The sequence below is a fragment of the Shigella sonnei genome (assembly GCF_002950395.1).
Taxonomy (GTDB): Bacteria; Pseudomonadota; Gammaproteobacteria; order Enterobacterales; family Enterobacteriaceae; genus ECMA0423.
On record NZ_CP026802.1, the window covers coordinates 75,685 to 97,298 of the forward strand.

Genomic DNA, 21,614 nt, shown 5'->3' on the forward strand with positions numbered 1-21,614 from the left:
TTAGGAGTTGGCATGGCGAATATGTTTGCCCTGATTCTGGTGATTGCCACACTGGTGACGGGCATTTTATGGTGCGTGGATAAATTCTTTTTCGCACCTAAACGGCGGGAACGTCAGGCAGCGGCGCAGGCGGCTGCCGGTGACTCACTGGATAAAGCAACGTTGAAAAAGGTTGCACCGAAGCCTGGCTGGCTGGAAACCGGAGCTTCTGTTTTTCCGGTGCTGGCTATCGTATTGATTGTACGTTCGTTTATTTATGAACCGTTCCAGATCCCGTCAGGTTCGATGATGCCGACTCTGTTAATCGGTGATTTTATTCTGGTAGAGAAGTTTGCTTATGGCATTAAAGATCCTATCTACCAGAAAACGCTGATCGAAACCGGTCATCCGAAACGCGGCGATATCGTGGTCTTTAAATATCCGGAAGATCCAAAGCTTGATTACATCAAGCGCGCGGTGGGTTTACCGGGCGATAAAGTCACTTACGATCCGGTCTCAAAAGAGCTGACGATTCAACCGGGATGCAGTTCCGGCCAGGCGTGTGAAAACGCGCTGCCGGTCACCTACTCAAACGTGGAACCGAGCGATTTCGTTCAGACCTTCTCACGCCGTAATGGTGGGGAAGCGACCAGCGGATTCTTTGAAGTGCCGAAAAACGAAACCAAAGAAAATGGAATTCGTCTTTCCGAGCGTAAAGAGACACTGGGTGATGTGACGCACCGAATTCTGACAGTGCCGATTGCGCAGGACCAGGTGGGGATGTATTACCAGCAGCCAGGGCAACAACTGGCAACCTGGATTGTTCCGCCGGGACAATACTTCATGATGGGCGACAACCGCGACAACAGCGCGGACAGCCGTTACTGGGGCTTTGTGCCTGAAGCGAATCTGGTCGGTCGGGCAACGGCTATCTGGATGAGTTTCGATAAGCAAGAAGGCGAATGGCCGACAGGTGTGCGCTTAAGTCGCATTGGCGGCATCCATTAATAGCCCATCTTCGTTCACGTTGTCGCCGTTATGGCGACAACGTGAATTATTTATGAGATAAATCTCCCGTGGCTAACGACATCCCCCGTCGTTGTGTATAGAATATTCCCCGAAGTTTAAGGTTGGCACCTCCAGGTTGCCACGGCACACGAAACAGCGTTGGTCCCCATATACCGGTAAACTGAAACTGCAGCGAAGCAGTTAGCAGAGCCATGTATATCAGGTCTGTTTCGTGTGCTGAATTGTTGACGCATTTATTTATTGGTATCGCATGAACCCCATCGTAATTAATCGGCTTCAACGGAAGCTGGGCTACACTTTTAATCATCAGGAACTGTTGCAGCAGGCATTAACTCATCGTAGTGCCAGCAGCAAACATAACGAGCGTTTAGAATTTTTAGGCGACTCTATTCTGAGCTACGTTATCGCCAATGCGCTTTATCACCGTTTCCCTCGTGTGGATGAAGGCGATATGAGCCGGATGCGCGCCACGCTGGTCCGTGGCAATACGCTGGCGGAACTGGCGCGCGAATTTGAGTTAGGCGAGTGCTTACGTTTAGGGCCAGGTGAACTTAAAAGCGGTGGATTTCGTCGTGAGTCAATTCTCGCCGATACCGTCGAAGCATTAATTGGTGGCGTATTCCTCGACAGTGATATTCAAACCGTCGAGAAATTAATCCTCAACTGGTATCAAACTCGTTTGGACGAAATTAGCCCAGGCGATAAACAAAAAGATCCGAAAACGCGCTTGCAAGAATATTTGCAGGGTCGCCATCTGCCGCTGCCGACTTATCTGGTAGTCCAGGTACGTGGCGAAGCGCACGATCAGGAATTTACTATCCACTGCCAGGTCAGCGGCCTGAGTGAACCGGTGGTTGGCACAGGTTCAAGCCGTCGTAAGGCTGAGCAGGCTGCCGCCGAACAGGCGTTGAAAAAACTGGAGCTGGAATGAGCATCGATAAAAGTTACTGCGGATTTATTGCCATCGTCGGACGTCCGAACGTTGGCAAATCCACATTGTTGAACAAACTGCTGGGGCAGAAGATCTCCATCACCTCCCGCAAAGCGCAAACAACTCGTCACCGCATTGTGGGGATCCATACTGAAGGCGCGTATCAGGCGATCTACGTTGATACCCCTGGCCTGCATATGGAAGAAAAACGCGCTATTAACCGCCTGATGAACAAAGCGGCGAGCAGCTCTATTGGCGACGTTGAGCTGGTGATTTTTGTCGTTGAAGGCACCCGCTGGACGCCGGACGACGAAATGGTGCTCAACAAACTGCGCGATGGCAAAGCGCCGGTGATCCTCGCGGTGAACAAAGTGGATAACGTGCAGGAAAAAGCCGATCTGCTGCCGCACTTACAGTTCCTGGCAAGTCAGATGAACTTCCTCGATATCGTGCCGATCTCTGCTGAAACCGGGCTGAATGTCGACACTATCGCAGCAATCGTGCGTAAGCATCTGCCTGAAGCGACCCATCACTTCCCGGAAGATTACATCACCGATCGCTCACAGCGTTTTATGGCGTCTGAAATCATCCGCGAAAAACTGATGCGTTTCCTCGGCGCTGAACTGCCGTACTCCGTGACCGTGGAGATCGAACGTTTCGTCTCTAACGAACGCGGTGGTTATGACATCAATGGTTTGATTCTCGTTGAGCGTGAAGGGCAGAAGAAGATGGTTATTGGCAACAAAGGGGCCAAGATCAAAACCATCGGGATTGAAGCGCGTAAAGACATGCAGGAAATGTTCGAAGCGCCTGTCCACCTTGAACTGTGGGTAAAAGTGAAATCCGGTTGGGCCGACGACGAACGCGCACTGCGCAGTCTCGGTTACGTTGACGATCTTTAAGAGTCACTCCGATGGAAGGCTGGCAGCGCGCATTTGTCCTGCATAGTCGCCCGTGGAGCGAAACCAGCCTGATGCTGGACGTCTTCACGGAGGAATCGGGTCGCGTGCGTCTGGTTGCCAAAGGCGCACGCTCTAAACGCTCTACTCTGAAAGGTGCATTACAGCCTTTCACCCCTCTCTTGCTACGTTTCGGCGGGCGTGGCGAAGTCAAAACGCTGCGCAGTGCTGAAGCTGTCTCGCTGGCGCTGCCATTAAGCGGTATCACGCTTTACAGCGGTCTGTACATCAACGAACTTCTCTCCCGCGTACTGGAATACGAGACGCGCTTCTCTGAACTCTTTTTCGATTACTTGCACTGCATTCAGTCTCTTGCAGGTGCCACTGGTACGCCAGAACCCGCGCTGCGCCGCTTTGAACTGGCACTTCTCGGGCATCTGGGCTATGGCGTCAATTTTACCCATTGCGCGGGTAGCGGCGAGCCGGTAGATGACACCATGACGTATCGTTATCGCGAAGAAAAAGGGTTTATCGCAAGCGTCGTTATCGACAATAAAACGTTCACCGGAAGGCAGTTAAAAGCGTTAAACGCGCGGGAATTTCCTGACGCAGACACACTACGCGCCGCGAAACGCTTTACCCGCATGGCGCTTAAGCCGTATCTTGGCGGTAAACCATTAAAGAGCAGGGAACTGTTCCGGCAGTTTATGCCTAAGCGAACGGTGAAAACACATTATGAATGATGAGGATTGTCATGGCTGAATTACTGTTAGGCGTCAACATTGACCATATTGCAACGCTGCGTAACGCACGCGGTACTGCTTACCCGGATCCGGTGCAGGCGGCGTTTATTGCCGAGCAGGCGGGAGCGGACGGCATTACCGTGCATTTACGTGAAGATCGCCGCCACATTACTGACCGCGATGTGCGCATCCTGCGGCAGACGCTGGATACCCGAATGAATCTGGAGATGGCAGTGACCGAAGAGATGCTGGCGATCGCCGTTGAGACGAAGCCACATTTTTGCTGCCTGGTACCGGAAAAGCGTCAGGAAGTAACAACCGAAGGCGGCCTGGACGTTGCAGGGCAGCGTGAAAAAATGCGCGATGCCTGCAAACGTCTGACAGATGCCGGGATTCAGATTTCTCTCTTTATCGACGCCGATGAAGAGCAGATCAAAGCTGCGGCAGAGGTTGGCGCACCGTTTATCGAGATCCACACCGGTTGCTATGCTGATGCCAAAACTGACGCCGAACAGGCGCAAGAGCTGGTGCGTATCGCCAAAGCCGCGACCTTTGCCGCTAGTCTCGGTCTGAAAGTTAACGCCGGACACGGTCTGACCTATCACAACGTGAAAGCCATTGCCGCCATCCCTGAGATGCATGAACTGAATATCGGTCATGCCATTATTGGCCGTGCAGTGATGACCGGACTGAAAGATGCGGTGGCAGAAATGAAGCGTCTGATGCTGGAAGCGCGTGGCTAATGGCAATATTAGGTTTAGGCACGGATATCGTAGAGATCGCTCGCATAGAAGCAGTGATCGCCCGATCCGGTGAGCGCCTGGCACGCCGCGTATTAAGCGATAACGAATGGGCAATCTGGAAAACGCACCACCAGCCGGTGCGTTTTCTGGCGAAGCGTTTTGCTGTGAAAGAAGCCGCAGCAAAAGCGTTTGGCACCGGGATCCGCAATGGTCTGGCGTTTAATCAATTTGAAGTATTCAATGATGAGCTCGGCAAACCACGGCTACGGCTATGGGGTGAGGCATTAAAACTGGCGGAAAAGCTCGGCGTTGTAAATATGCATGTAACGCTGGCAGATGAACGCCACTATGCTTGTGCCACGGTAATTATTGAAAGTTAAAATAATACCGTTCTCTTTAAAAAGTAAAACCCCCGAACTGGTAAGGAACGGGGGTTTTACTTTTTAACTTTAATTTTGTGCAGCATGCACCCTCAACAACAGCGATTATGGATCAGTGTACTTATCTTTTACAAGCAACTTGCAATCTTTAGCATAAAAACTCAAGCCTTTACGAAGAAAGCAATACTGAACGGCTGCATTCCTTGTTTAAGGAAAAACGAATGACTGATTGCCGATACCTGATTAAACGGGTCATCAAAATCATCATTGCTGTTTTACAGCTGATCCTTCTGTTCTTATAACACAAGGAAACGTACTTAAGGTGCGTCCGGTGAACCAATCGGACGCGCCTTTAATAACTATAAATAAGTGTCTTGGCAGATACTATATAAATTAACTTAGTGAATGATTATGCTAATGTCATCAATTAAATAAATATAATGGCGTTAAGGCTTCCCAGTAATATAATTAATACTCTACTTCCAGAGTAGAATATTAAATTTTATCCGCGTGGTGCATCAGCACAAATTTATCCCACAACTGTTCTTCTGTCTCGACATGCGCCGGATCTTTCACAATAGTATTGGGGATCGGGCACACCTTCTGGCAGGTTGGTGTCTCGTAGTGCCCTACGCATTCGGTACACTTATCGCTGTTAATCTCGTAGATATGATCTCCCATTGAAATCGCCTCATTCGGGCATTCGGGTTCACACATATCACAATTAATACAGCGTTTAGTAATTAGTAAAGACATTTCAATGGATTACCGTTAAATCATTTTAAAATCAGTAAGTTGTATCGAGTTTGTATGCTTTACTGTCATTAACTTACTGTATGTTGATCCAGTGTATTTAACCTTGATAAACTCAGTCCAGCAACACAAAACCGCAACACATTGCATTTTGTCCCGTAGAAAAGACTTGTATGTGTGAGCTTGTTTTCTGCGCCTACGCAGATAAGGATTGAGAATGCCGCGCACTGTAACACATAATCCGGATAGCCCCAATAATGACGATGTTTTAGCCGCATCTGAAAAATGGGACGCCTGTAAACCCCCCTATACCAGCGCACACATGAAAATCTGTGTTGCTGCCGCCAAAATCATCCTCGCTGCTTCCGGCGTGGCTCGCCGTTCCAAATACGAAAAAGAGAACTATCTCCGTATCGATTTCAGCAAAGCCGGTAAGGTTACATTTTACGCCGAGTTTCCAAAAAAGATGGGCCTCAAAGGTAAAAAGCTCGGCGAGTGGCCGGAGCTCGCTATCCAGCTGGCGCGCGAAAAAGCACTAGGTATGGCTGACGGTGGACTGCGGGCAGAGTCCGTACATGCAGCGCTGGAAATGTACCGGGATGACCTCAAAGCCAAAGTAGCCCGGCAGAAGCTGAGCCCGGACAGTTTCACAACCTACGGGGTGCGTATCGACCGGATTAAAGCAACGTTCGGCGAGCGTGAGGTGTTCAGCGACGTAACATACAATCGGCTGGTGGAAGTGCTGGACGAGTGGATCGCCACTCGCTCGAACAATAACGCCCTGGAGTTGTTTGCCGAGCTCCGTCGGTTCTGGAAGTTCTGCGCACCTACTCTTTGCAACGGCCGCAATGTTGCCGCCAGTCTGCCAGATGATTATGTTTCCTCCCGCGTACAGAAACCTACCCCCACACGGCTTTTTACCGATATTGAATCAATCGCCCGACTCTGGCTCAATGTTGCTGCCTGCACCTCTGTACACCAGAAGAATGCTGTTCGCTTCATGATCATCACTGGTGTTCGTCCGATTAATGTCCATAACCTGCGCTGGGACTACGTTTACGAGGAGGCTGGTGAAATTGTTTATCCGGAAGGGGTTATCGGCATGCGAGGGGCTATGAAAACACAAAAGGCTTTCCGCCTGCCGATAACGCCTGAGATCCGGCGGATTATCGACGAGCAGAAAGCCTGGCGTGATTCAGTTCCTGAGTGCAACAGGGATTATGTATTTTTGCAGCCACGTGATCCAATGCAGCCATTTTCAAAACGATCACTGGATAAGCTGGTGAAAACATACAGCCCGGACGGGGCTGTAAAAGGAATAAAACATGATGGGACTGTTAAAGGGAAAGACGGTGCATTTAATACGATGTGCCGTAAATTCCTTAAGAGCAATGTTATTGCCTTGATCGATAGGAATTAAAACCCCAAAAAGATTAAAAAAACACCACAAAACGGATGTTTCTTCAACACCACTTTTGCTCATATGAACGGAACCGACGATTAAACTGGATGGCTCTGATTGATTCAGGGTATGAATGGCGGTTTTTTGCTCCGTTTCCCTCAAAATGGACGCAACTTTCCCTCTGCGGCTCTCAGCCGCACCACCGCATCCGGGCCAGCGGCTCATGCATCAGGACCTGCTCTGCCAGACGGTAGCCCCGCTTCAGCCCCGTAAAACGCATCTGACTCCCGCACAGCACGCACTTCAGCGGGTCAACCTTCAGTAACCTCTGATACATCCCTCTCCAGGTGATTTGCATCGCCGTTTTTCTCACTGTCTCCGTTATGATGTACACCACTTCTTCCAGTAACCGCCGTTTCGCCGGACTCAAAAAACCGTAGTACCTCACCATACGGAACCCCTTATCCGCCACATGCCAGGAGAACCTTTCCATGAACTCATCTCCACTCATCAACAGGTATTCTTCCCGTTTTGTTCGGTGACTGTTGTAACGCAGACCGATTTCATCCTGACCGGCATAATGCTCCAGACGACTCATCGGCACCGGTGGCTTTTTCAGGTAAGAGCCAAAGTACACCGCCACATGGGGGGCATTATCCATCACCCGGGATACGTTGACATTCCAGCCACGGCGGTAATGCGTGTCCAGGAAGCGATTCCATTCCCGTTTACTGCTTCCTTCTGCTGCCAGCGCATCCGGCATCACCAGGTCAGGGTATTTCCGTGACAGCAACCGTGTTATCCGGTAGCGCCACATGCTCATCACCTTACGGGCGTAAAAATGAAGATTTTTCCAGGTGTGGCCCGACGTCACACCACCGGCAGTTGTCGATAAATGGATATGCGGATGCCACTGCTGGTCACGCCCCCATGTGTGGATCACCGTGAATATCCCCGGCTCCACATCTGCCTGATGGCAGATTTCCAGTATCACATCCGCTGCAATGCGGCTCATCTCTGTCAGTAACCACCGGTTGTGGAACACCAGGGACCAGTACTGGCAGGGAAGTGTGAACACAATATGCTGCCACGGGCAGTCGGGGACCAGGCTCAGCAGATACTGTATCCACTGTGCGCCAGCCTTCACCCCGCAGTGCGGGCAGGAGCGGCTTTTACACCGGAAGCAGACCTTTTTTGTATGGCAACAGTCCGGTGATGAACAGCACCACTGTGTATACCCCATCAGTGTGGTCCCGCACGCCATGATTTTGGTCACCGACTCAATCACCACCGGACGTACTGCCCTTTCCGGCTGCTTCTCCAGCCAGTTAAGCCAGTGGTTTCCCTGCTGAAAGATATCGGCAAAACGGGGAAGCATCAGAAGGGCGGGGCGACTCCGTCCGGCCAGTGAACCGTGCCACACTCCGGGCAGTACATACCGCCGGCGCTGATACCGGAAAGAATGGTCGCAAATTCCCGCTCCGTGCAGCGGGCGATTTCCGGATACCCTTCGTCATCAACACGTACAAACCAGAAGACCAGCTTTTTGTTTCCCGCATCCACAAAGAACGGAATATTCAGGTCTGCGCAGCATTCAACGGCATCGTCAAAACTATCAAAGCGCAGAACTTCTGCGTCTTCTTCGTCAAAAAAATCATCTTCGTGAAGCTTCACGACATAGCGGGGAAGTTTGCTTCTTTGAGAGGCGGGTTTACGTTGTCAGCGCCAGTGATATAAGACGGTAATTCGCCATTTGGATTGTCCGCTCCACCCAACATGTTGTTTCCTTAAGGTTCTCACACCAGAAAGGACATCAACATGCTGAGCAGAGAGGACTTTTACATGATAAAGCAAATGCGCCAGCAGGGCGCGTACATCGTCGATATTGCGACTCAGATTGGTTGCTCTGAACGGACGGTCAGACGCTACCTCAAATACCCTGAACCGCCAGCCAGAAAGACTCGCCACAAAATGGTTAAGCTGAAACCGTTTATGGATTACATCGACATGCGCCTGGCAGAGAATGTCTGGAATAGCGAGGTTATCTTCGCGGAGATTAAGGCAATGGGTTATACGGGCGGACGTTCCATGCTGCGTTACTACATCCAGCCCAAACGTAAAATGCGTCCGTCAAAAAGAACAGTTCGCTTCGAAACTCAGCCTGGATACCAGCTCCAGCATGACTGGGGCGAAGTTGAGGTGGAGGTTGCCGGGCAACGGTGCAAAGTTAACTTTGCGGTTAATACGCTGGGGTTCTCCCGCAGCTTCCATGTCTTCGCCGCACCAAAACAGGATGCTGAGCATACCTACGAATCACTGGTTCGCGCCTTCCGCTACTTCGGTGGTTGTGTGAAAACGGTGCTGGTTGATAACCAGAAGGCTGCGGTGCTGAAGAATAACAACGGGAAAGTCGTGTTCAACTCCGGATTCCTGTTGCTGGCTGACCACTATAACTTCCTGCCACGGGCATGCCGTCCACGCAGGGCCAGAACAAAAGGTAAGGTTGAGCGGATGGTGAAATACCTCAAGGAGAACTTCTTCGTCCGGTACCGCAGGTTCGACAGCTTCACTCATGTCAATCAACAACTGGAGCAATGGATAGCCGATGTGGCTGACAAACGGGAGCTTCGCCAGTTCAAAGAAACGCCGGAACAGCGCTTCGCGCTGGAGCAGGAACATCTGCAGCCGTTACCGGATACAGACTTCGATACCAGTTACTTCGATATCCGCCATGTGTCCTGGGACAGCTATATCGAGGTTGGTGGTAATCGTTACAGCGTTCCCGAAGCGCTGTGTGGTCAGCCGGTATCGATACGAATATCGCTGGATGACGAGTTGCGGATCTACAGTAATGAGAAACTGGTGGCCTCACATCGCCTCTGTTCAGCATCGTCTGGCTGGCAGACAGTGCCGGAGCATCACGCCCCGCTCTGGCAGCAGGTCAGTCAGGTGGAACATCGACCACTGAGTGCCTATGAGGAGCTGTTGTGATGCATGAACTGGAAGTCCTGCTGAGTCGCCTGAAAATGGAGCATCTGAGTTATCACGTTGAAAGCCTGCTGGAACAGGCAGCTAAAAAAGAGCTGAACTACCGGGAGTTCCTGTGCATGGCGCTACAGCAGGAATGGAACGGCAGGCATCAGCGCGGTATGGAGTCCAGGCTGAAGCAGGCTCGTCTGCCGTGGGTCAAAACGCTGGAGCAGTTCGACTTTACCTTCCAGCCGGGCATCGACCGTAAGGTTGTCCGGGAACTGGCTGGTCTGGCGTTCGTGGAGCGCAGCGAAAACGTGATCCTGCTGGGCCCTCCTGGTGTCGGAAAAACTCATCTGGCCATAGCTCTTGGCGTGAAAGCGGTGGATGCGGGACATCGGGTACTGTTTATGCCACTGGACAGACTGATCGCGACACTGATGAAAGCGAAACAGGAAAACCGGCTGGAGCGTCAGCTACAGCAACTGAGTTATGCCCGGGTGTTGATCCTGGATGAAATAGGCTATCTGCCGATGAACAGAGAGGAAGCCAGTCTGTTCTTCCGGCTACTGAACCGTCGATATGAAAAAGCGAGCATCATACTGACGTCAAACAAAGGGTTCGCAGACTGGGGAGAAATGTTCGGAGATCACGTACTGGCAACAGCGATCCTGGATCGGCTGCTACATCACTCAACCACGCTGAATATCAAAGGAGAGAGTTACCGGTTAAAAGAGAAACGTAAAGCTGGAGTGCTGACCAAAAACACAACGCCAATCAGTGATGATGAAATGGTGGAAAGCGGACAGCATCAGTAACGAAAGTATTTAGCGGGCATGAAAATGGCAAATAACGGTCAAACATCGTGGCGTTGACAACGTTTACGGGGTTTAGCTGAACGGGCCATATAACCACCTGAAAGACAATGACATTGCCTGTTTTTATAACGGTAATTGCAGACCATGACAAGCCGCAGCCGTCAGGCTGCCTACTCGATGTTGAGTATATTGGGCAAGACATGTCTTTTTAGGAAAGTACTGCCGAATTAGCCCATTTGTATTCTCATTTGTTCCCCGCTGCCAAGGACTCTGAGGATCGCAGAAGTAAACTTTAACGCCGGTGCTGACAGTAAATTCTAGATGTCTGAACCGCCCCGGAAATCCTGGAGACTAAACTCCCTGAGAAAGAGGTAAACAGGATGACTAAAAATACTCGTTTTTCCCCCGAAGTCCGTCAGCGGGCGATTCGTATGGTTCTGGAAAGTCAGGATGAATATGACTCACAGTGGGCGGCAATTTGTTCCATTGCCCCAAAGATTGGCTGTACGCCGGAGACTCTGCGTGTCTGGGTTCGCCAGCATGAGCGGGATACCGGGGGCGGTGATGGTGGGCTCACCACCGCTGAACGTCAGCGTCTGAAAGAGCTGGAGCGTGAAAATCGTGAACTGCGCCGCAGTAACGATATCCTTCGCCAGGCTTCCGCTTATTTTGCGAAGGCGGAGTTTGACCGCCTCTGGAAAAAATGATGCTACTGCTGGATAAGCTGCGTGAGCAGTACGGGGTCGGACCGCTATGCAGCGAACTGCATATTGCCCCGTCAACGTATTACCACTGTCAGCAACAGCGACATCATCCGGATAAACGCAGTGCCCGTGCGCAGCGCGATGACTGGCTGAAGAAAGAGATACAGCGCGTATACGATGAAAATCACAAGGTATACGGTGTAAAGTCTGGCGTCAGTTGTTACGGGAAGGTATCAGAGTGGCCAGATGCACTGTGGCACGTCTCATGGCGGTTATGGGACTTGCCGGTGTTCTCCGGGGTAAAAAGGTCCGTACGACCATCAGCCGGAAAGCCGTTGCCGCAGGCGACCGCGTAAACCGTCAGTTCGTGGCAGAACGACCTGACCAGCTGTGGGTGGCTGATTTTACTTACGTCAGCACATGGCAGGGCTTCGTCTATGTGGCGTTCATCATTGATGTGTTTGCCGGATACATTGTGGGGTGGCGGGTCTCATCGTCCATGGAGACGACATTCGTGCTGGATGCACTGGAGCAGGCGTTATGGGCCCGTCGACCGTCCGGCACGGTCCATCACAGTGATAAAGGTTCTCAGTATGTATCGCTGGCCTACACACAGCGGCTTAAGGAAGCCGGATTACTGGCATCAACAGGAAGTACAGGCGACTCGTATGACAACGCGATGGCGGAGAGCATCAATGGTCTTTACAAAGCGGAGGTAATACACCGTAAGAGCTGGAAAAACCGTGCAGAAGTGGAACTGGCCACACTCACGTGGGTGGACTGGTATAACAATCGACGATTGCTGGAAAGGCTGGGCCATACTCCTCCGGCAGAAGCAGAAAAAGCTTATTATGCTTCCATCGGAAACGATGATCTGGCAGCCTGAGTTCACAGATAAAACACTCTCCAGGAAACCCGGGGCGGTTCAGCGTTAAGTGTTCAGGGTACTTCTGCGCCCGTCAAAAAGAAATCGTTTTTTTCTAAATTCACTCGTCTGAATATGCTTCGCCTGGTTCGTGCAGTGATCCCGGTTGCTGTTCTGATGATGTTGTTCCCTGAGTTAGCTATGGCTGCTGGTAAAGGCACGGACCTGATGGCTAAAGGTCAGGAAACGGTTAAGGCGACCTTCGGTAAGGACTCCAGTATCGTTAAATGGGTTGTTCTGGCTGAAGTTCTGGTCGGTGCAGTCATGTACATGATGACCAAAAACGTCAAGTTCCTGGTCGGCTTTGCCATACTCTCTGTATTTATTGCAGTAGGTATGTCTGTTGCCGGATTCTGACAGGAAATAAAACGATGTTGGGAGACGAGAATAAACTTAAGAAATATCGTTTCCCGGAAACACTGACCAACCAGAGCCGCTGGTTTGGCCTGCCACTGGATGAACTGATCCCCGCAGCAATCTGTGTTGGCTGGGGTATCACAACATCGAAATATCTGTTCGGTATTGGTGCAGCGGTTCTGGTTTATTTCGGGATTAAAAAACTGAAAAAAGGGCGGGGCAGTTCCTGGTTACGTGACCTGATTTACTGGTATATGCCAACAGCCCTGCTGCGCGGTATTTTTCATAATGTTCCCGATTCGTGTTTCCGGCAGTGGATTAAATAGAACTGATACCAGGATTGTTATATGGAACACGGTGCCCGTTTAAGTACCAGTCGTGTAATGGCCATCGCCTTTATATTTATGTCAGTGCTTATTGTTCTCAGCCTCTCTGTTAACCTCATTCAGGGGGTGAATAACTACCGTCTTCAGAATGAGCAACGCACTGCCGTGACCCCAATGGGATTTAATGTGCCCTTTGCCGTGTCACACCTACCGTAACCAGCTGGCGTTTATCGATATTTTCTTCCGGGGAATGAATAACACCAACTACAACATGGCGGTCTGTGGCACCTCCGGGGCCGGTAAAACCGGGCTGATACAGCCACTTATCCGCAGCGTGCTGGACTCCGGGGGCTTTGCCGTGGTGTTCGACATGGGGGATGGCTACAAGTCCCTGTGTGAGAACATGGGGGGCGTATATCTGGACGGTGAAACCCTGCGTTTTAACCCGTTTGCGAACATCACCGATATCGACCAGTCAGCGGAGCGTGTCCGTGACCAGTTGTCAGTGATGGCCAGCCCCAACGGTAACCTGGATGAAGTGCATGAAGGTCTGCTGCTGCAGGCGGTCAGGGCCTCCTGGCTGGCCAAAGAGAACAGGGCACGTATTGATGACGTGGTGGATTTCCTGAAAAACGCCAGTGACAGCGAGCAGTATGCCGGGTCACCGACTATCCGCAGCCGTCTGGACGAAATGATTGTGCTGCTTGACCAGTACACTGCCAACGGCACTTACGGCCAGTATTTTAACTCTGATGAGCCGTCCCTGCGGGATGACGCAAAAATGGTGGTGCTGGAGCTGGGCGGACTGGAAGACCGTCCGTCACTGCTGGTTGCGGTGATGTTCTCCCTGATTATCTACATCGAGAACAGGATGTACCGCACGCCGCGTAACCTCAAGAAACTGAACGTCATTGATGAAGGCTGGCGTCTGCTGGACTTCAAAAATCACAAGGTCGGTGAGTTTATTGAGAAAGGTTACCGTACCGCCCGTCGTCATACCGGTGCTTATATCACCATCACACAGAACATCGTCGACTTTGACTCTGACAAGGCCTCCAGTGCGGCCCGTGCGGCATGGGGTAACTCCTCCTACAAAATTATCCTCAAACAGAGTGCGAAGGAGTTCGCAAAATACAACCAGCTGTATCCGGACCAGTTCCAGCCACTGCAGCGCGACATGATTGGTAAGTTTGGTGCGGCCAAAGACCAGTGGTTCAGTTCCTTCCTGCTGCAGGTGGAAAACCATTCCTCCTGGCACCGCCTGTTTGTGGACCCGTTAAGCCGCGCCATGTACAGCTCTGACGGCCCGGATTTTGAGTTTGTGCAGCAGAAACGTAAAGAGGGGCTGAGTATTCATGAGGCGGTGTGGCAGCTGGCGTGGAAGAAGTCAGGGCCGGAGATGGCTTCGCTGGAAGCCTGGCTGGAAGAACATGAGAAATACAGGAGTGTTGCATGACCACAACGCAAAAAACGACTGATGTTACAGCCCCCCGACGCAGCCACTGGTGGTGGACGGTGCCGGGATGCCTGGCAATGGTGTTACTGAACGCAGCCGTCAGTTACGGCATTGTCAGACTGAACGCACCGATGACTGCCGCCTTCAACATGAAACAGACTGTGGATGCATTTTTTGACAGCGCCAGTCAGAAACAACTGTCAGAAGCACAGTCAAAAGCCCTTTCAGCGCGTTTTAACACGGCACTGGAAGCCAGCCTGCAGGCGTGGCAGCAGAAACACCACGCGGTCATTCTGGTGTCGCCTGCCGTGGTACAGGGGGCTCCGGATATCACCCGGGAAATCCAGCAGGATATTGCCCGGCGAATGAGAGCGGAACCATGAGATGCCGGGGGCTGATTGCCCTGCTGATATGGGGGCAGAGTGTGGCCGCCGCCGATCTTGGCACCTGGGGTGATCTGTGGCCGGTAAAGGAGCCGGACATGCTGACGGTGATCATGCAGCGCCTGACGGCACTGGAGCAGTCCGGTGAGATGGGCCGGAAAATGGATGCCTTTAAGGAGCGGGTGATCCGCAACAGTCTGCGGCCCCCTGCCGTGCCCGGTATCGGACGCACGGAGAAATACAGCAGCCGGTTGTTTGACCCGTCCGTCAGACTGGCTGCGGATATCCGGGATAACGAAGGGCGGGTGGCCGGCTTTGAGTCAGCCTACGTGGCCCTGTCGCGTATGAAGCAGCATGTGCAGGTGTACACCGATAACCGTCAGGGCTGGACGGATGCCATCAACAATGCCGTACAGAAAGGAACTGCCCACGATGTGTTTGAGCCGAAACCGGACCGGGAGGTCATGAATGCAGAGCGGCTGTTCAGTACGGCGCGGGAGCTGCGGGACGTGGCGGCAGGCCGTGCCGTTCTCCGTCAGGCGGGGCTGGCCGGGGGAGACAGTCCTGCACGGTTTATTGCTCCGGGACGTAAATATCCGCAACCGTATGTGGCACTGCCGGCGTTTGACCGTAACGGCAAGTCCGCCGGTATCTGGCTGAACCCGCTGACCACGGATGACGGAAACGGGCTGCGGGGATTCAGCGGTGAAGGTCGGGTAAAAGGCAGCGGGGATGCGCAGTTCGTGGCCCTGCAGGGCAGCCGTAACGGAGAAAGCCTGCTGGCTGATAATATGCAGGATGGCGTCCGGATTGCCCGTGATAATCCTGACAGTGGTGTGGTGGTAAGCATTGCCGGTGAAGGCCGTCCGTGGAATCCCGGTGCCATCACCGATGGCCGCGTGTGGGGGGATATCCCGGACAACAGCGTCCAGCCGGGAGCCGGAAATGGCGAACCGGTCACGGCAGAGGTACTGGCACAGCGGCAGGCTGAAGAGGCCATCCGCCGTGAAACGGAACGTCGCGCAGATGAAATTGTCCGTAAAATGGCAGAGAACAAACCTGACCTGCCGGACGGCAAAACAGAGCTGGCTGTCAGGGAAATTGCCGGGCAGGAGCGTGACCGGGCTGCCATAACTGAACGGGAAGCCGCGCTGCCGGAGAGTGTGCTGCGTGAATCACAACGGGAGCGGGAAGCGGTCCGGGAGGTTGCCCGGGAAAATCTGCTGCAGGAGCGTCTGCAGCAGATGGAGCGGGATATGGTTCGTGACCTGCAGAAAGAGAAAACCCCGGGCGGAGACTGATACAGGAAGACAAACACTGATGACAACGGATAACACGAACACGACACGTAACGATTCACTGGCTGCACGGACCGATACCTGGTTGCAGTCATTTCTGGTCTGGTCACCCGGACAGCGGGATATCATCAAAACGGTGGCACTGGTGCTGATGGTACTGGACCACATCAATCTGATATTCCAGCTGAAGCAGGAATGGATGTTTCTGGCCGGGCGAGGAGCCTTTCCGCTTTTTGCCCTGGTGTGGGGGCTGAATCTGTCCCGTCATGCGCATATCCGGCAACCGGCCATTAACCGGCTGTGGGGATGGGGAATTATTGCCCAGTTCGCATATTATCTGGCAGGCTTTCCCTGGTATGAGGGGAATATCCTGTTTGCCTTTGCAGTGGCGGCACAGGTGCTGACGTGGTGTGAAACGCGCAGTGGGTGGCGTACAGCAGCGGCCATTCTTCTGATGGCCCTGTTGGGGGCCTTTGTCCGGCACCAGTTACGGCATTGCCGGGCTGCTGATGCTGGCAGTCAGCCACCGACTGTACCGGGCGGAAGACAGAGCGGAACGTCTGGCGCTGGTCGCCTGCCTGCTGGCTGTTATTCCGGCGCTTAACCTTGCCACCAGTGATGCAGCGGCGGTGGCCGGTCTTGTGATGACGGTGCTGACCGTTGGTCTGGTGTCGTGTGCAGGAAAATCATTACCCCGTTTCTGGCCCGGGGATTTTTTCCCGGTATTCTACGCCTGTCATCTGGCTGTGCTGGGCGTTCTGGCGCTGTGACGGGTGTGGTATCTTTGACCGTAACAGGATGATTCGTCAGAGGCAGAACACAGCATGACAGAGCAGAAGCGACCGGTACTGACACTGAAGCGGAAAACGGAAGGGGAGACGCCTGTCCGCAGCCGGAAAACCATCATCAATGTCACCACGCCACCAAAGTGGAAGGTGAAAAAGCAGAAGCTGGCCGAGAAAGCAGCCCGGGAAGCAGAGCTGGCGGCAAAAAAAGCGCAGGCCAGACAGGCACTGTCCATTTATCTGAACCTGCCCACGCTGGATGAGGCCGTGAATACCCTGAAACCCTGGTGGCCGGGATTATTTGACGGTGACACCCCCCGGCTTCTGGCCTGCGGTATCCGGGACGTGTTACTGGAAGACGTGGCGCAGCGGAATATCCCGCTCTCGCATAAAAAACTGCGCAGGGCGCTGAAGGCCATCACCCGTTCAGAAAGCTATCTGTGTGCCATGAAAGCCGGTGCCTGCCGGTATGACACGGAAGGGTATGTGACGGAGCATATTTCTCAGGAGGAGGAAGCGTATGCGGCAGCGCGTCTGGATAAAATCCGCCGCCAGAACCGGATAAAGGCAGAACTTCAGGCCGTGCTTGATGAGAAATAAAAAAAAGCCTCCATCAGAGAGGAGGCAGGGAAATAAGGCTTAAAAGGAAATAACTTCCGCTTCCGAAAGGAAGCCAGTCCACTGAATTATTTATCACAATAATACTGACAACTAAAGGGGGACAAGAAAATGAATGGATTCAGAAACAGTTCACGGAACGGCCAGGTCTGGCGTTACCAGCGTGCCGGCGGGCGGGCCGTTATTCTGGAAGTCAGTGGACGCTGGATGGAAGCGGCAGAAGCATGGCGACGGGCTGCCTGTGTTGCGCCCAGGACAGACTGGCAGCAGTTTGCCCGAAAAAGGGCTGAACACTGCCACCGGCGCTGCCGGGGAAGGGTGTAACGAAAAAAGCAGCCTTCATTACTCCAGGAGTCAGAAGGCTGAAAGGAGTTTATGAGATTTGCTTTTTTTAATATCCGGTCGGGCAGTATGACCGGACAGTTCTGAGTAGCACAGAGTTTTTTCCGTATTAAGTCGTGATTTTATATTTTGTGATTAATTTCACAAAATAAGGTGTTATTCAGTGTGTGCTGCAATATTCAGGATGCCTGAAATACAGATGCTATTTATCTGATATGGAGAATAACATGAGGAAATAGTAAGGCAGTATGACTTTCCGTGAGACAGATGCTGGCCAACGTGGGATATTTAACGCGGGTTAACATTGAGGTGTACTGGCAATAGCGGACACTACCATTTGTTCTTTTTTTAAGCAGCCATCTGATGATATTTTTCCCTGAAGGCTGCCGGGGAGATATTCCCCAGACGAGAGTGACGACGCTGACGATTGTAGAAAATCTCAATGTATTCCCGTATTACTGAGATGGCTTCATCCCGGTTATTAAAACGATAGTGGCTCAGGCTCTCATTTTTCAGCGTTCCCCAGAAGCTTTCCATCGGAGCGTTGTCGTAACAGTTACCTTTACGCGACATTGATGTTTTCAGACCAAACTGCTCCTGTATGACCCGGTAATCGTATGCGCAGTACTGTGAACCTCGATCAGAGTGGTGGATTAGCCCGGCAGGTGGGCGCTGGCTCCTGAGCGCCATAAACAGGGCTTTACCTGTCAGCTCTTTTGTCATGCGCTCTCCCATGGCGTAGCCGACAATTTCGCACGTATAAACATCTTTGATGCCAGCGAGGTACAACCATCCCTCCTGTGTGGCAACATACGTCAGGTCCGCCACCCAGACCTGATTTGGTGCTGTAGGAGCGAACGTCTGGTTCAGCAGATTTGGCGCAACTGGCAGATTGTGGTTCGAGTTCGTAGTCGCTCTGAACTTGCGTTTCTGCTTACAGCGTAGCCTTAGCTCCTTACGAAGACGTGCCAGTCGGTCACGACCAACGATGATGCCATTCTCTGCCAGCTCCGTCTGGAGCCGCCGGGTTCCATATGTTTCGCGAGTGCGGATATGTGCCACCTTAATCTCCAGTTTTAGCCGCTCATCACTTTGTTTTCTGTCTGAGGGTTCATGCTGTACCCAGTTGTAATAACCGCTCCTGGATACACCAAATACCTGACACATCGCTTCAATGGGAAATTGTTGTCGCCATTGTTCGATTAACGCGTATTTTTCAGCGACTCCTGTGCAAAATACGCTGTTGCTTTTTTTAATATATCTCGCTCAAGGCGAGCTTCATTTAACGCCTTACGTAGTTGCAGAATTTCAGATTCCAGTTCAGCCACCGTGCGGGAACCAGGAGTACCGAGCCCTTTTCTGGCGGCGGTAACCCATTGTCCTAAAGTGCCTTCAGGAAGAGATAATCGGGAAGCGCCTTCACTGATCGAAAGTTGATTTTCAAGAACCGTTCTGACAGCTTCGGCTTTGAACTCTTTAGAGTAACGTTGGGTTTTTCTGCTCATTATTAGCTCCTTCTGATGCCATTCTATTTCAGGAAGGAGTGTCCGTTAAACTCAGGCTACCTCACATCGTTGTCAGAGCCGCATGGGTGAGCTGTTGCTACACCCCGGTATTTCCACCACGGAGGCCAGCATGAACAACAATAACACATTGTACGTCGGGTTAGATGTTCACAAAGAATCGATTACTGTCGCTTATGCTATCAATTCAGAACCTGTTGAACTGATGGGTAAAATTGGCACATCACCTACTGATATTCAGAATCTTTGTAAACGTCTCAGGTCAAAGTCATCGCAGGTCAGTATCGTTTATGAAGCGGGGCCCTGTGGTTATGGACTTTATCGTCGGCTGGTGAAATCCGGTTTTGACTGCATGGTCTGCGCCCCCTCACTTATCCCGAAAAAACCGGGGGAGCGGGTTAAAACCGATCGCCGTGATGCCATCAGACTTGTGCGTTCACTGCGTGCAGGAGATCTTTCTGCTGTCTACGTACCCGGCATTGAAGATGAGGCATTCCGGGATTTGGCCCGGGCATGGGCATCTGCCCGCGATGATTTACGGCATGCAAGGCAACGTCTGAAATCGTTTCTTCTGGTTCATGGGGTCCATTATGTCGGGCGAGCAGATTGGGGCCCTGCACACCGACGCTGGCTCAGCAAATACTCATTCGAAAGTCCCTGGCGACAATTAGCTTTTGACGAACACCGTCGTACAATAGAAGACCGGCAGGCACAATGTGAACGGCTGGAATCCGCCCTGAAGGAGGCCGTTACCGAATGGAGGCTGTATCCGGTAGTAGAGGCGCTGCAAGCCATGCGAGGGATTCAGTTTATTACTGCGGTTGGATTAATTTCTGAACTGGGTGATCTGACCCGTTTTGAACATCCACGACAACTGATGTCATGGTTTGGTATCACGCCATCAGAATATTCATCGGGTGGAAGCAGACATCAGGGCAGCATTACCAAAGCCGGAAACAGCTATGCCAGAAAGCTATTGGTCGAGGCAGCGTGGAGTTACCGTCATCCGGCACGCATCAGTCCGGCAATACAAAAAAGGCAGGAAAATTTACCCCGCCCCGTCATTGACAGAGCATGGGATGCTCAACTCAGGCTTTGTAAGAGGTATCGAAAACTTCAGGCCAAAGGAAAGAATGTCAATATTACAATTGTTGCTGTTGCACGTGAGCTGGCGGGTTTTATCTGGGATATGGGCCGAATAGCAATGTCTGTCGCACAACAACCACAATGTCACAAATAAAAAATGAGAATAACCAGTTCCCTGAAGGCGACGTAGCCCGGTACAAGAGTAACGCACGTTAGCGCTTGGCGACGGCGGAACAAAGCTGATTCGCGACGTAAGAAAGTGGCAGGCTCATATGACGGACCTCTGTAATGCGGTATCCAACCCGCGAATATCAGCGTGATTCACCGTCGGATTTACTGCTACGTCGCCCTCAGGGAATTAAACCTAAAAAGAAAATCGTCAAAATTAGAGATTCCGGTTTGACACGGAAAGTCATATCAGCAGCCTGGGTAATGACTCCAACTTATTGATAGTGTTTTATGTTCAGATAATGCCCGATGACTTTGTCATGCAGCTCCACCGATTTTGAGAACGACAGCGACTTCCGTCCCAGCCGTGCCAGGTGCTGCCTCAGATTCAGGTTATGCCGCTCAATTCGCTGCGTATATCGCTTGCTGATTACGTGCAGCTTTCCCTTCAGGCGGGATTCATACAGCGGCCAGCCATCCGTCATCCATATCACCACGTCAAAGGGTGACAGCAGGCTCATAAGACGCCCCAGCGTCGCCATAGTGCGTTCACCGAATACGTGCGCAACAACCGTCTTCCGGAGACTGTCATACGCGTAAAACAGCCAGCGCTGGCGCGATTTAGCCCCGACATAGCCCCACTGTTCGTCCATTTCCGCGCAGACGATGACGTCACTGCCCGGCTGTATGCGCGAGGTTACCGACTGCGGCCTGAGTTTTTTAAGTGACGTAAAATCGTGTTGAGGCCAACGCCCATAATGCGTGCAGTTGCCCGGCATCCAACGCCATTCATGGCCATATCAATGATTTTCTGGTGCGTACCGGGTTGAGAAGCGGTGTAAGTGAACTGCAGTTGCCATGTTTTACGGCAGTGAGAGCAGAGATAGCGCTGATGTCCGGCAGTGCTTTTGCCGTTACGCACCACCCCGTCAGTAGCTGAACAGGAGGGACAGCTGATAGAAACAGAAGCCACTGGAGCACCTCAAAAACACCATC

The 21,614-nt window shown here is 52.0% G+C and carries 21 protein-coding genes, 7 pseudogenes and 1 other annotated feature; of the genes and pseudogenes, 22 read left to right on the top strand and 6 right to left on the bottom strand.

Features of this window, described 5'->3' with window-relative positions; genetic code table 11:
• The first annotated feature begins 12 nt into the window (after positions 1-12).
• The 7 genes from lepB (at position 13) to shoB (ending at position 5,006) form a co-directional block, all read left to right on the top strand.
• Positions 13-987 (top strand): signal peptidase I, encoded by a 975-nt coding sequence (gene lepB / locus C1P89_RS00545; protein ID WP_000002542.1) that lies wholly within the window; start codon positions 13-15, stop codon positions 985-987.
• A gap of 271 nt (positions 988-1,258) precedes the next feature.
• On the top strand, positions 1,259-1,939 hold the full coding sequence (rnc, locus tag C1P89_RS00550) for a ribonuclease III (protein ID WP_001068343.1): 681 nt from the start codon (positions 1,259-1,261) through the stop codon (positions 1,937-1,939).
• Positions 1,936-2,841 (top strand): GTPase Era, encoded by a 906-nt coding sequence (era, locus tag C1P89_RS00555; protein ID WP_000020737.1) that lies wholly within the window; start codon positions 1,936-1,938, stop codon positions 2,839-2,841. The genes rnc and era overlap by 4 nt, the downstream gene beginning before the upstream one ends.
• Positions 2,842-2,852: 11 nt before the next feature.
• Positions 2,853-3,581, top strand: a complete 729-nt coding sequence (gene recO, locus C1P89_RS00560) for a DNA repair protein RecO (protein ID WP_000399393.1) — start codon at positions 2,853-2,855, stop codon at positions 3,579-3,581.
• Between the two features lie 11 nt (positions 3,582-3,592).
• On the top strand, positions 3,593-4,324 hold the full coding sequence (gene pdxJ / locus C1P89_RS00565; RefSeq protein WP_005137304.1) for a pyridoxine 5'-phosphate synthase: 732 nt from the start codon (positions 3,593-3,595) through the stop codon (positions 4,322-4,324).
• Positions 4,324-4,704 (top strand): holo-ACP synthase, encoded by a 381-nt coding sequence (gene acpS, locus C1P89_RS00570; protein WP_000986029.1) that lies wholly within the window; start codon positions 4,324-4,326, stop codon positions 4,702-4,704. Before pdxJ ends, acpS begins: the two co-directional genes overlap by 1 nt.
• 221 nt (positions 4,705-4,925) lie before the next feature.
• Entirely contained in the window at positions 4,926-5,006 is an 81-nt protein-coding gene (gene shoB, locus C1P89_RS00575) for a type I toxin-antitoxin system toxin ShoB (protein ID WP_000128776.1), read from the top strand.
• 193 nt (positions 5,007-5,199) lie between these two features.
• Here the strand turns inward: shoB and yfhL are convergent, their stop codons facing one another.
• Positions 5,200-5,460: a 4Fe-4S dicluster ferredoxin YfhL gene (yfhL, locus tag C1P89_RS00580; protein WP_000054752.1), complete on the bottom strand. Its 261-nt coding sequence runs from the start codon at positions 5,458-5,460 to the stop codon at positions 5,200-5,202.
• Positions 5,461-5,674: 214 nt separating this feature from the next.
• Between yfhL and C1P89_RS00585 the strand changes: the two genes are divergently transcribed.
• Positions 5,675-6,877 carry a tyrosine-type recombinase/integrase gene (locus C1P89_RS00585; RefSeq protein ID WP_001138337.1) on the top strand — a complete coding sequence of 401 codons (1,203 nt, stop codon included), beginning with the start codon at positions 5,675-5,677 and terminating at the stop codon, positions 6,875-6,877.
• A gap of 172 nt (positions 6,878-7,049) precedes the next feature.
• On the opposite strand, the gene C1P89_RS00590 is transcribed toward C1P89_RS00585, so the two are convergent.
• Together C1P89_RS00590 and C1P89_RS00595 are read right to left on the bottom strand one after the other, a co-directional pair.
• Entirely contained in the window at positions 7,050-8,237 is a 1,188-nt protein-coding gene (locus C1P89_RS00590; RefSeq protein ID WP_000937543.1) for an IS91 family transposase, read from the bottom strand.
• Entirely contained in the window at positions 8,237-8,533 is a 297-nt protein-coding gene (locus C1P89_RS00595; protein ID WP_005116784.1) for a hypothetical protein, read from the bottom strand. The genes C1P89_RS00590 and C1P89_RS00595 overlap by 1 nt, the downstream gene beginning before the upstream one ends.
• Positions 8,534-8,677: 144 nt before the next feature.
• Here C1P89_RS00595 and istA point away from each other — a divergent pair, with 144 nt between their 5' ends.
• Together istA and istB are read left to right on the top strand one after the other, a co-directional pair.
• Positions 8,678-9,850: an IS21-like element IS21 family transposase gene (istA, locus tag C1P89_RS00600; protein ID WP_000952382.1), complete on the top strand. Its 1,173-nt coding sequence runs from the start codon at positions 8,678-8,680 to the stop codon at positions 9,848-9,850.
• Positions 9,850-10,647 carry an IS21-like element IS21 family helper ATPase IstB gene (gene istB / locus C1P89_RS00605; protein ID WP_000544828.1) on the top strand — a complete coding sequence of 266 codons (798 nt, stop codon included), beginning with the start codon at positions 9,850-9,852 and terminating at the stop codon, positions 10,645-10,647. The genes istA and istB overlap by 1 nt, the downstream gene beginning before the upstream one ends.
• Before the next feature lie 123 nt (positions 10,648-10,770).
• Here istB and C1P89_RS00615 read toward each other — a convergent pair.
• Positions 10,771-10,974, bottom strand: a pseudogene (locus C1P89_RS00615) (transposase); the annotation flags it as partial.
• Positions 10,975-11,027: 53 nt separating this feature from the next.
• Between C1P89_RS00615 and C1P89_RS00620 the strand changes: the two are divergent.
• From C1P89_RS00620 to C1P89_RS00665, 11 genes and pseudogenes are all read left to right on the top strand, one after another.
• Positions 11,028-12,237 (top strand): annotated as a pseudogene (locus C1P89_RS00620) (IS3 family transposase).
• Positions 11,309-11,425 (top strand) — a sequence feature (AL1L pseudoknot). It overlaps the preceding pseudogene by 117 nt.
• Positions 12,238-12,276: 39 nt before the next feature.
• Positions 12,277-12,633 (top strand): annotated as a pseudogene (gene traA / locus C1P89_RS00625) (type IV conjugative transfer system pilin TraA); the annotation flags it as partial.
• Positions 12,634-12,647: 14 nt separating this feature from the next.
• A complete protein-coding gene (gene traL / locus C1P89_RS00630) occupies positions 12,648-12,959 on the top strand; it encodes a type IV conjugative transfer system protein TraL (protein ID WP_000900149.1) in 312 nt (103 codons plus the stop codon).
• Positions 12,960-12,980: 21 nt separating this feature from the next.
• Positions 12,981-13,163 (top strand): annotated as a pseudogene (locus tag C1P89_RS00635) (TraE/TraK family type IV conjugative transfer system protein); the annotation flags it as partial.
• Position 13,164: 1 nt separating this feature from the next.
• Positions 13,165-14,415: pseudogene (locus C1P89_RS00640) on the top strand (TraG/VirB4 family ATPase); the annotation flags it as partial.
• Complete coding sequence (trbI, locus tag C1P89_RS00645; RefSeq protein WP_000214083.1) at positions 14,412-14,798, top strand: type-F conjugative transfer system protein TrbI; 387 nt, start codon at positions 14,412-14,414, stop codon at positions 14,796-14,798. The pseudogene C1P89_RS00640 and the gene trbI, both read left to right, overlap by 4 nt.
• Positions 14,795-15,106 (top strand): annotated as a pseudogene (locus tag C1P89_RS25705) (type-F conjugative transfer system protein TraW); the annotation flags it as partial. The gene trbI and the pseudogene C1P89_RS25705, both read left to right, overlap by 4 nt.
• Positions 15,083-16,099 carry a conjugative transfer relaxase/helicase TraI domain-containing protein gene (locus C1P89_RS00650; RefSeq protein ID WP_370657814.1) on the top strand — a complete coding sequence of 339 codons (1,017 nt, stop codon included), beginning with the start codon at positions 15,083-15,085 and terminating at the stop codon, positions 16,097-16,099. The pseudogene C1P89_RS25705 and the gene C1P89_RS00650, both read left to right, overlap by 24 nt.
• 19 nt (positions 16,100-16,118) lie before the next feature.
• A pseudogene (gene traX, locus C1P89_RS00655) lies at positions 16,119-16,866 on the top strand (conjugal transfer pilus acetylase TraX).
• A gap of 54 nt (positions 16,867-16,920) precedes the next feature.
• Positions 16,921-17,481 carry a fertility inhibition protein FinO gene (locus C1P89_RS00660; protein WP_000139341.1) on the top strand — a complete coding sequence of 187 codons (561 nt, stop codon included), beginning with the start codon at positions 16,921-16,923 and terminating at the stop codon, positions 17,479-17,481.
• Positions 17,482-17,610: 129 nt separating this feature from the next.
• Positions 17,611-17,823 (top strand): ANR family transcriptional regulator, encoded by a 213-nt coding sequence (locus tag C1P89_RS00665; protein WP_004971339.1) that lies wholly within the window; start codon positions 17,611-17,613, stop codon positions 17,821-17,823.
• Positions 17,824-18,189: 366 nt separating this feature from the next.
• On the opposite strand, the gene C1P89_RS00670 is transcribed toward C1P89_RS00665, so the two are convergent.
• A protein-coding gene (locus C1P89_RS00670) for an IS3-like element IS600 family transposase (RefSeq protein WP_085948186.1) occupies positions 18,190-19,346 on the bottom strand; the annotation gives its coding sequence in 2 pieces (ribosomal slippage) (positions 18,190-19,097 and positions 19,097-19,346; 1,158 coding nt in all).
• 130 nt (positions 19,347-19,476) lie between these two features.
• Here C1P89_RS00670 and C1P89_RS00675 point away from each other — a divergent pair.
• The gene (locus tag C1P89_RS00675) at positions 19,477-20,604 is read left to right on the top strand and encodes an IS110-like element ISSso6 family transposase (protein ID WP_001063816.1); all 1,128 of its coding nucleotides are present in this window, start codon (positions 19,477-19,479) and stop codon (positions 20,602-20,604) included.
• Between the two features lie 289 nt (positions 20,605-20,893).
• On the opposite strand, the gene C1P89_RS00680 is transcribed toward C1P89_RS00675, so the two are convergent.
• Positions 20,894-21,591 (bottom strand): IS1-like element IS1A family transposase gene (locus C1P89_RS00680; RefSeq protein ID WP_094096600.1). Its coding sequence is split into 2 segments (ribosomal slippage): positions 20,894-21,342 and positions 21,342-21,591, totalling 699 coding nucleotides; the frame shifts between segments, so codons are not numbered across the junction.
• Positions 21,592-21,614 lie beyond the last annotated feature (23 nt).

Coding starts and splice junctions, on each gene's coding strand:
- recO (WP_000399393.1), top strand. CDS start 2,853: ATGGAAGGCTGGCAGCGCGCATTTGTCCTGCATAGTCGCCCGTGGAGC.
- traL (WP_000900149.1), top strand. CDS start 12,648: ATGTTGGGAGACGAGAATAAACTTAAGAAATATCGTTTCCCGGAAACA.
- shoB (WP_000128776.1), top strand. CDS start 4,926: ATGACTGATTGCCGATACCTGATTAAACGGGTCATCAAAATCATCATT.
- yfhL (WP_000054752.1), bottom strand. CDS start 5,460: ATGTCTTTACTAATTACTAAACGCTGTATTAATTGTGATATGTGTGAA.
- rnc (WP_001068343.1), top strand. CDS start 1,259: ATGAACCCCATCGTAATTAATCGGCTTCAACGGAAGCTGGGCTACACT.
- istB (WP_000544828.1), top strand. CDS start 9,850: ATGCATGAACTGGAAGTCCTGCTGAGTCGCCTGAAAATGGAGCATCTG.
- era (WP_000020737.1), top strand. CDS start 1,936: ATGAGCATCGATAAAAGTTACTGCGGATTTATTGCCATCGTCGGACGT.
- C1P89_RS00590 (WP_000937543.1), bottom strand. CDS start 8,237: ATGCTTCCCCGTTTTGCCGATATCTTTCAGCAGGGAAACCACTGGCTT.
- pdxJ (WP_005137304.1), top strand. CDS start 3,593: ATGGCTGAATTACTGTTAGGCGTCAACATTGACCATATTGCAACGCTG.
- C1P89_RS00660 (WP_000139341.1), top strand. CDS start 16,921: ATGACAGAGCAGAAGCGACCGGTACTGACACTGAAGCGGAAAACGGAA.
- C1P89_RS00585 (WP_001138337.1), top strand. CDS start 5,675: ATGCCGCGCACTGTAACACATAATCCGGATAGCCCCAATAATGACGAT.
- C1P89_RS00675 (WP_001063816.1), top strand. CDS start 19,477: ATGAACAACAATAACACATTGTACGTCGGGTTAGATGTTCACAAAGAA.
- lepB (WP_000002542.1), top strand. CDS start 13: ATGGCGAATATGTTTGCCCTGATTCTGGTGATTGCCACACTGGTGACG.
- trbI (WP_000214083.1), top strand. CDS start 14,412: ATGACCACAACGCAAAAAACGACTGATGTTACAGCCCCCCGACGCAGC.
- C1P89_RS00665 (WP_004971339.1), top strand. CDS start 17,611: ATGAATGGATTCAGAAACAGTTCACGGAACGGCCAGGTCTGGCGTTAC.
- acpS (WP_000986029.1), top strand. CDS start 4,324: ATGGCAATATTAGGTTTAGGCACGGATATCGTAGAGATCGCTCGCATA.
- istA (WP_000952382.1), top strand. CDS start 8,678: ATGCTGAGCAGAGAGGACTTTTACATGATAAAGCAAATGCGCCAGCAG.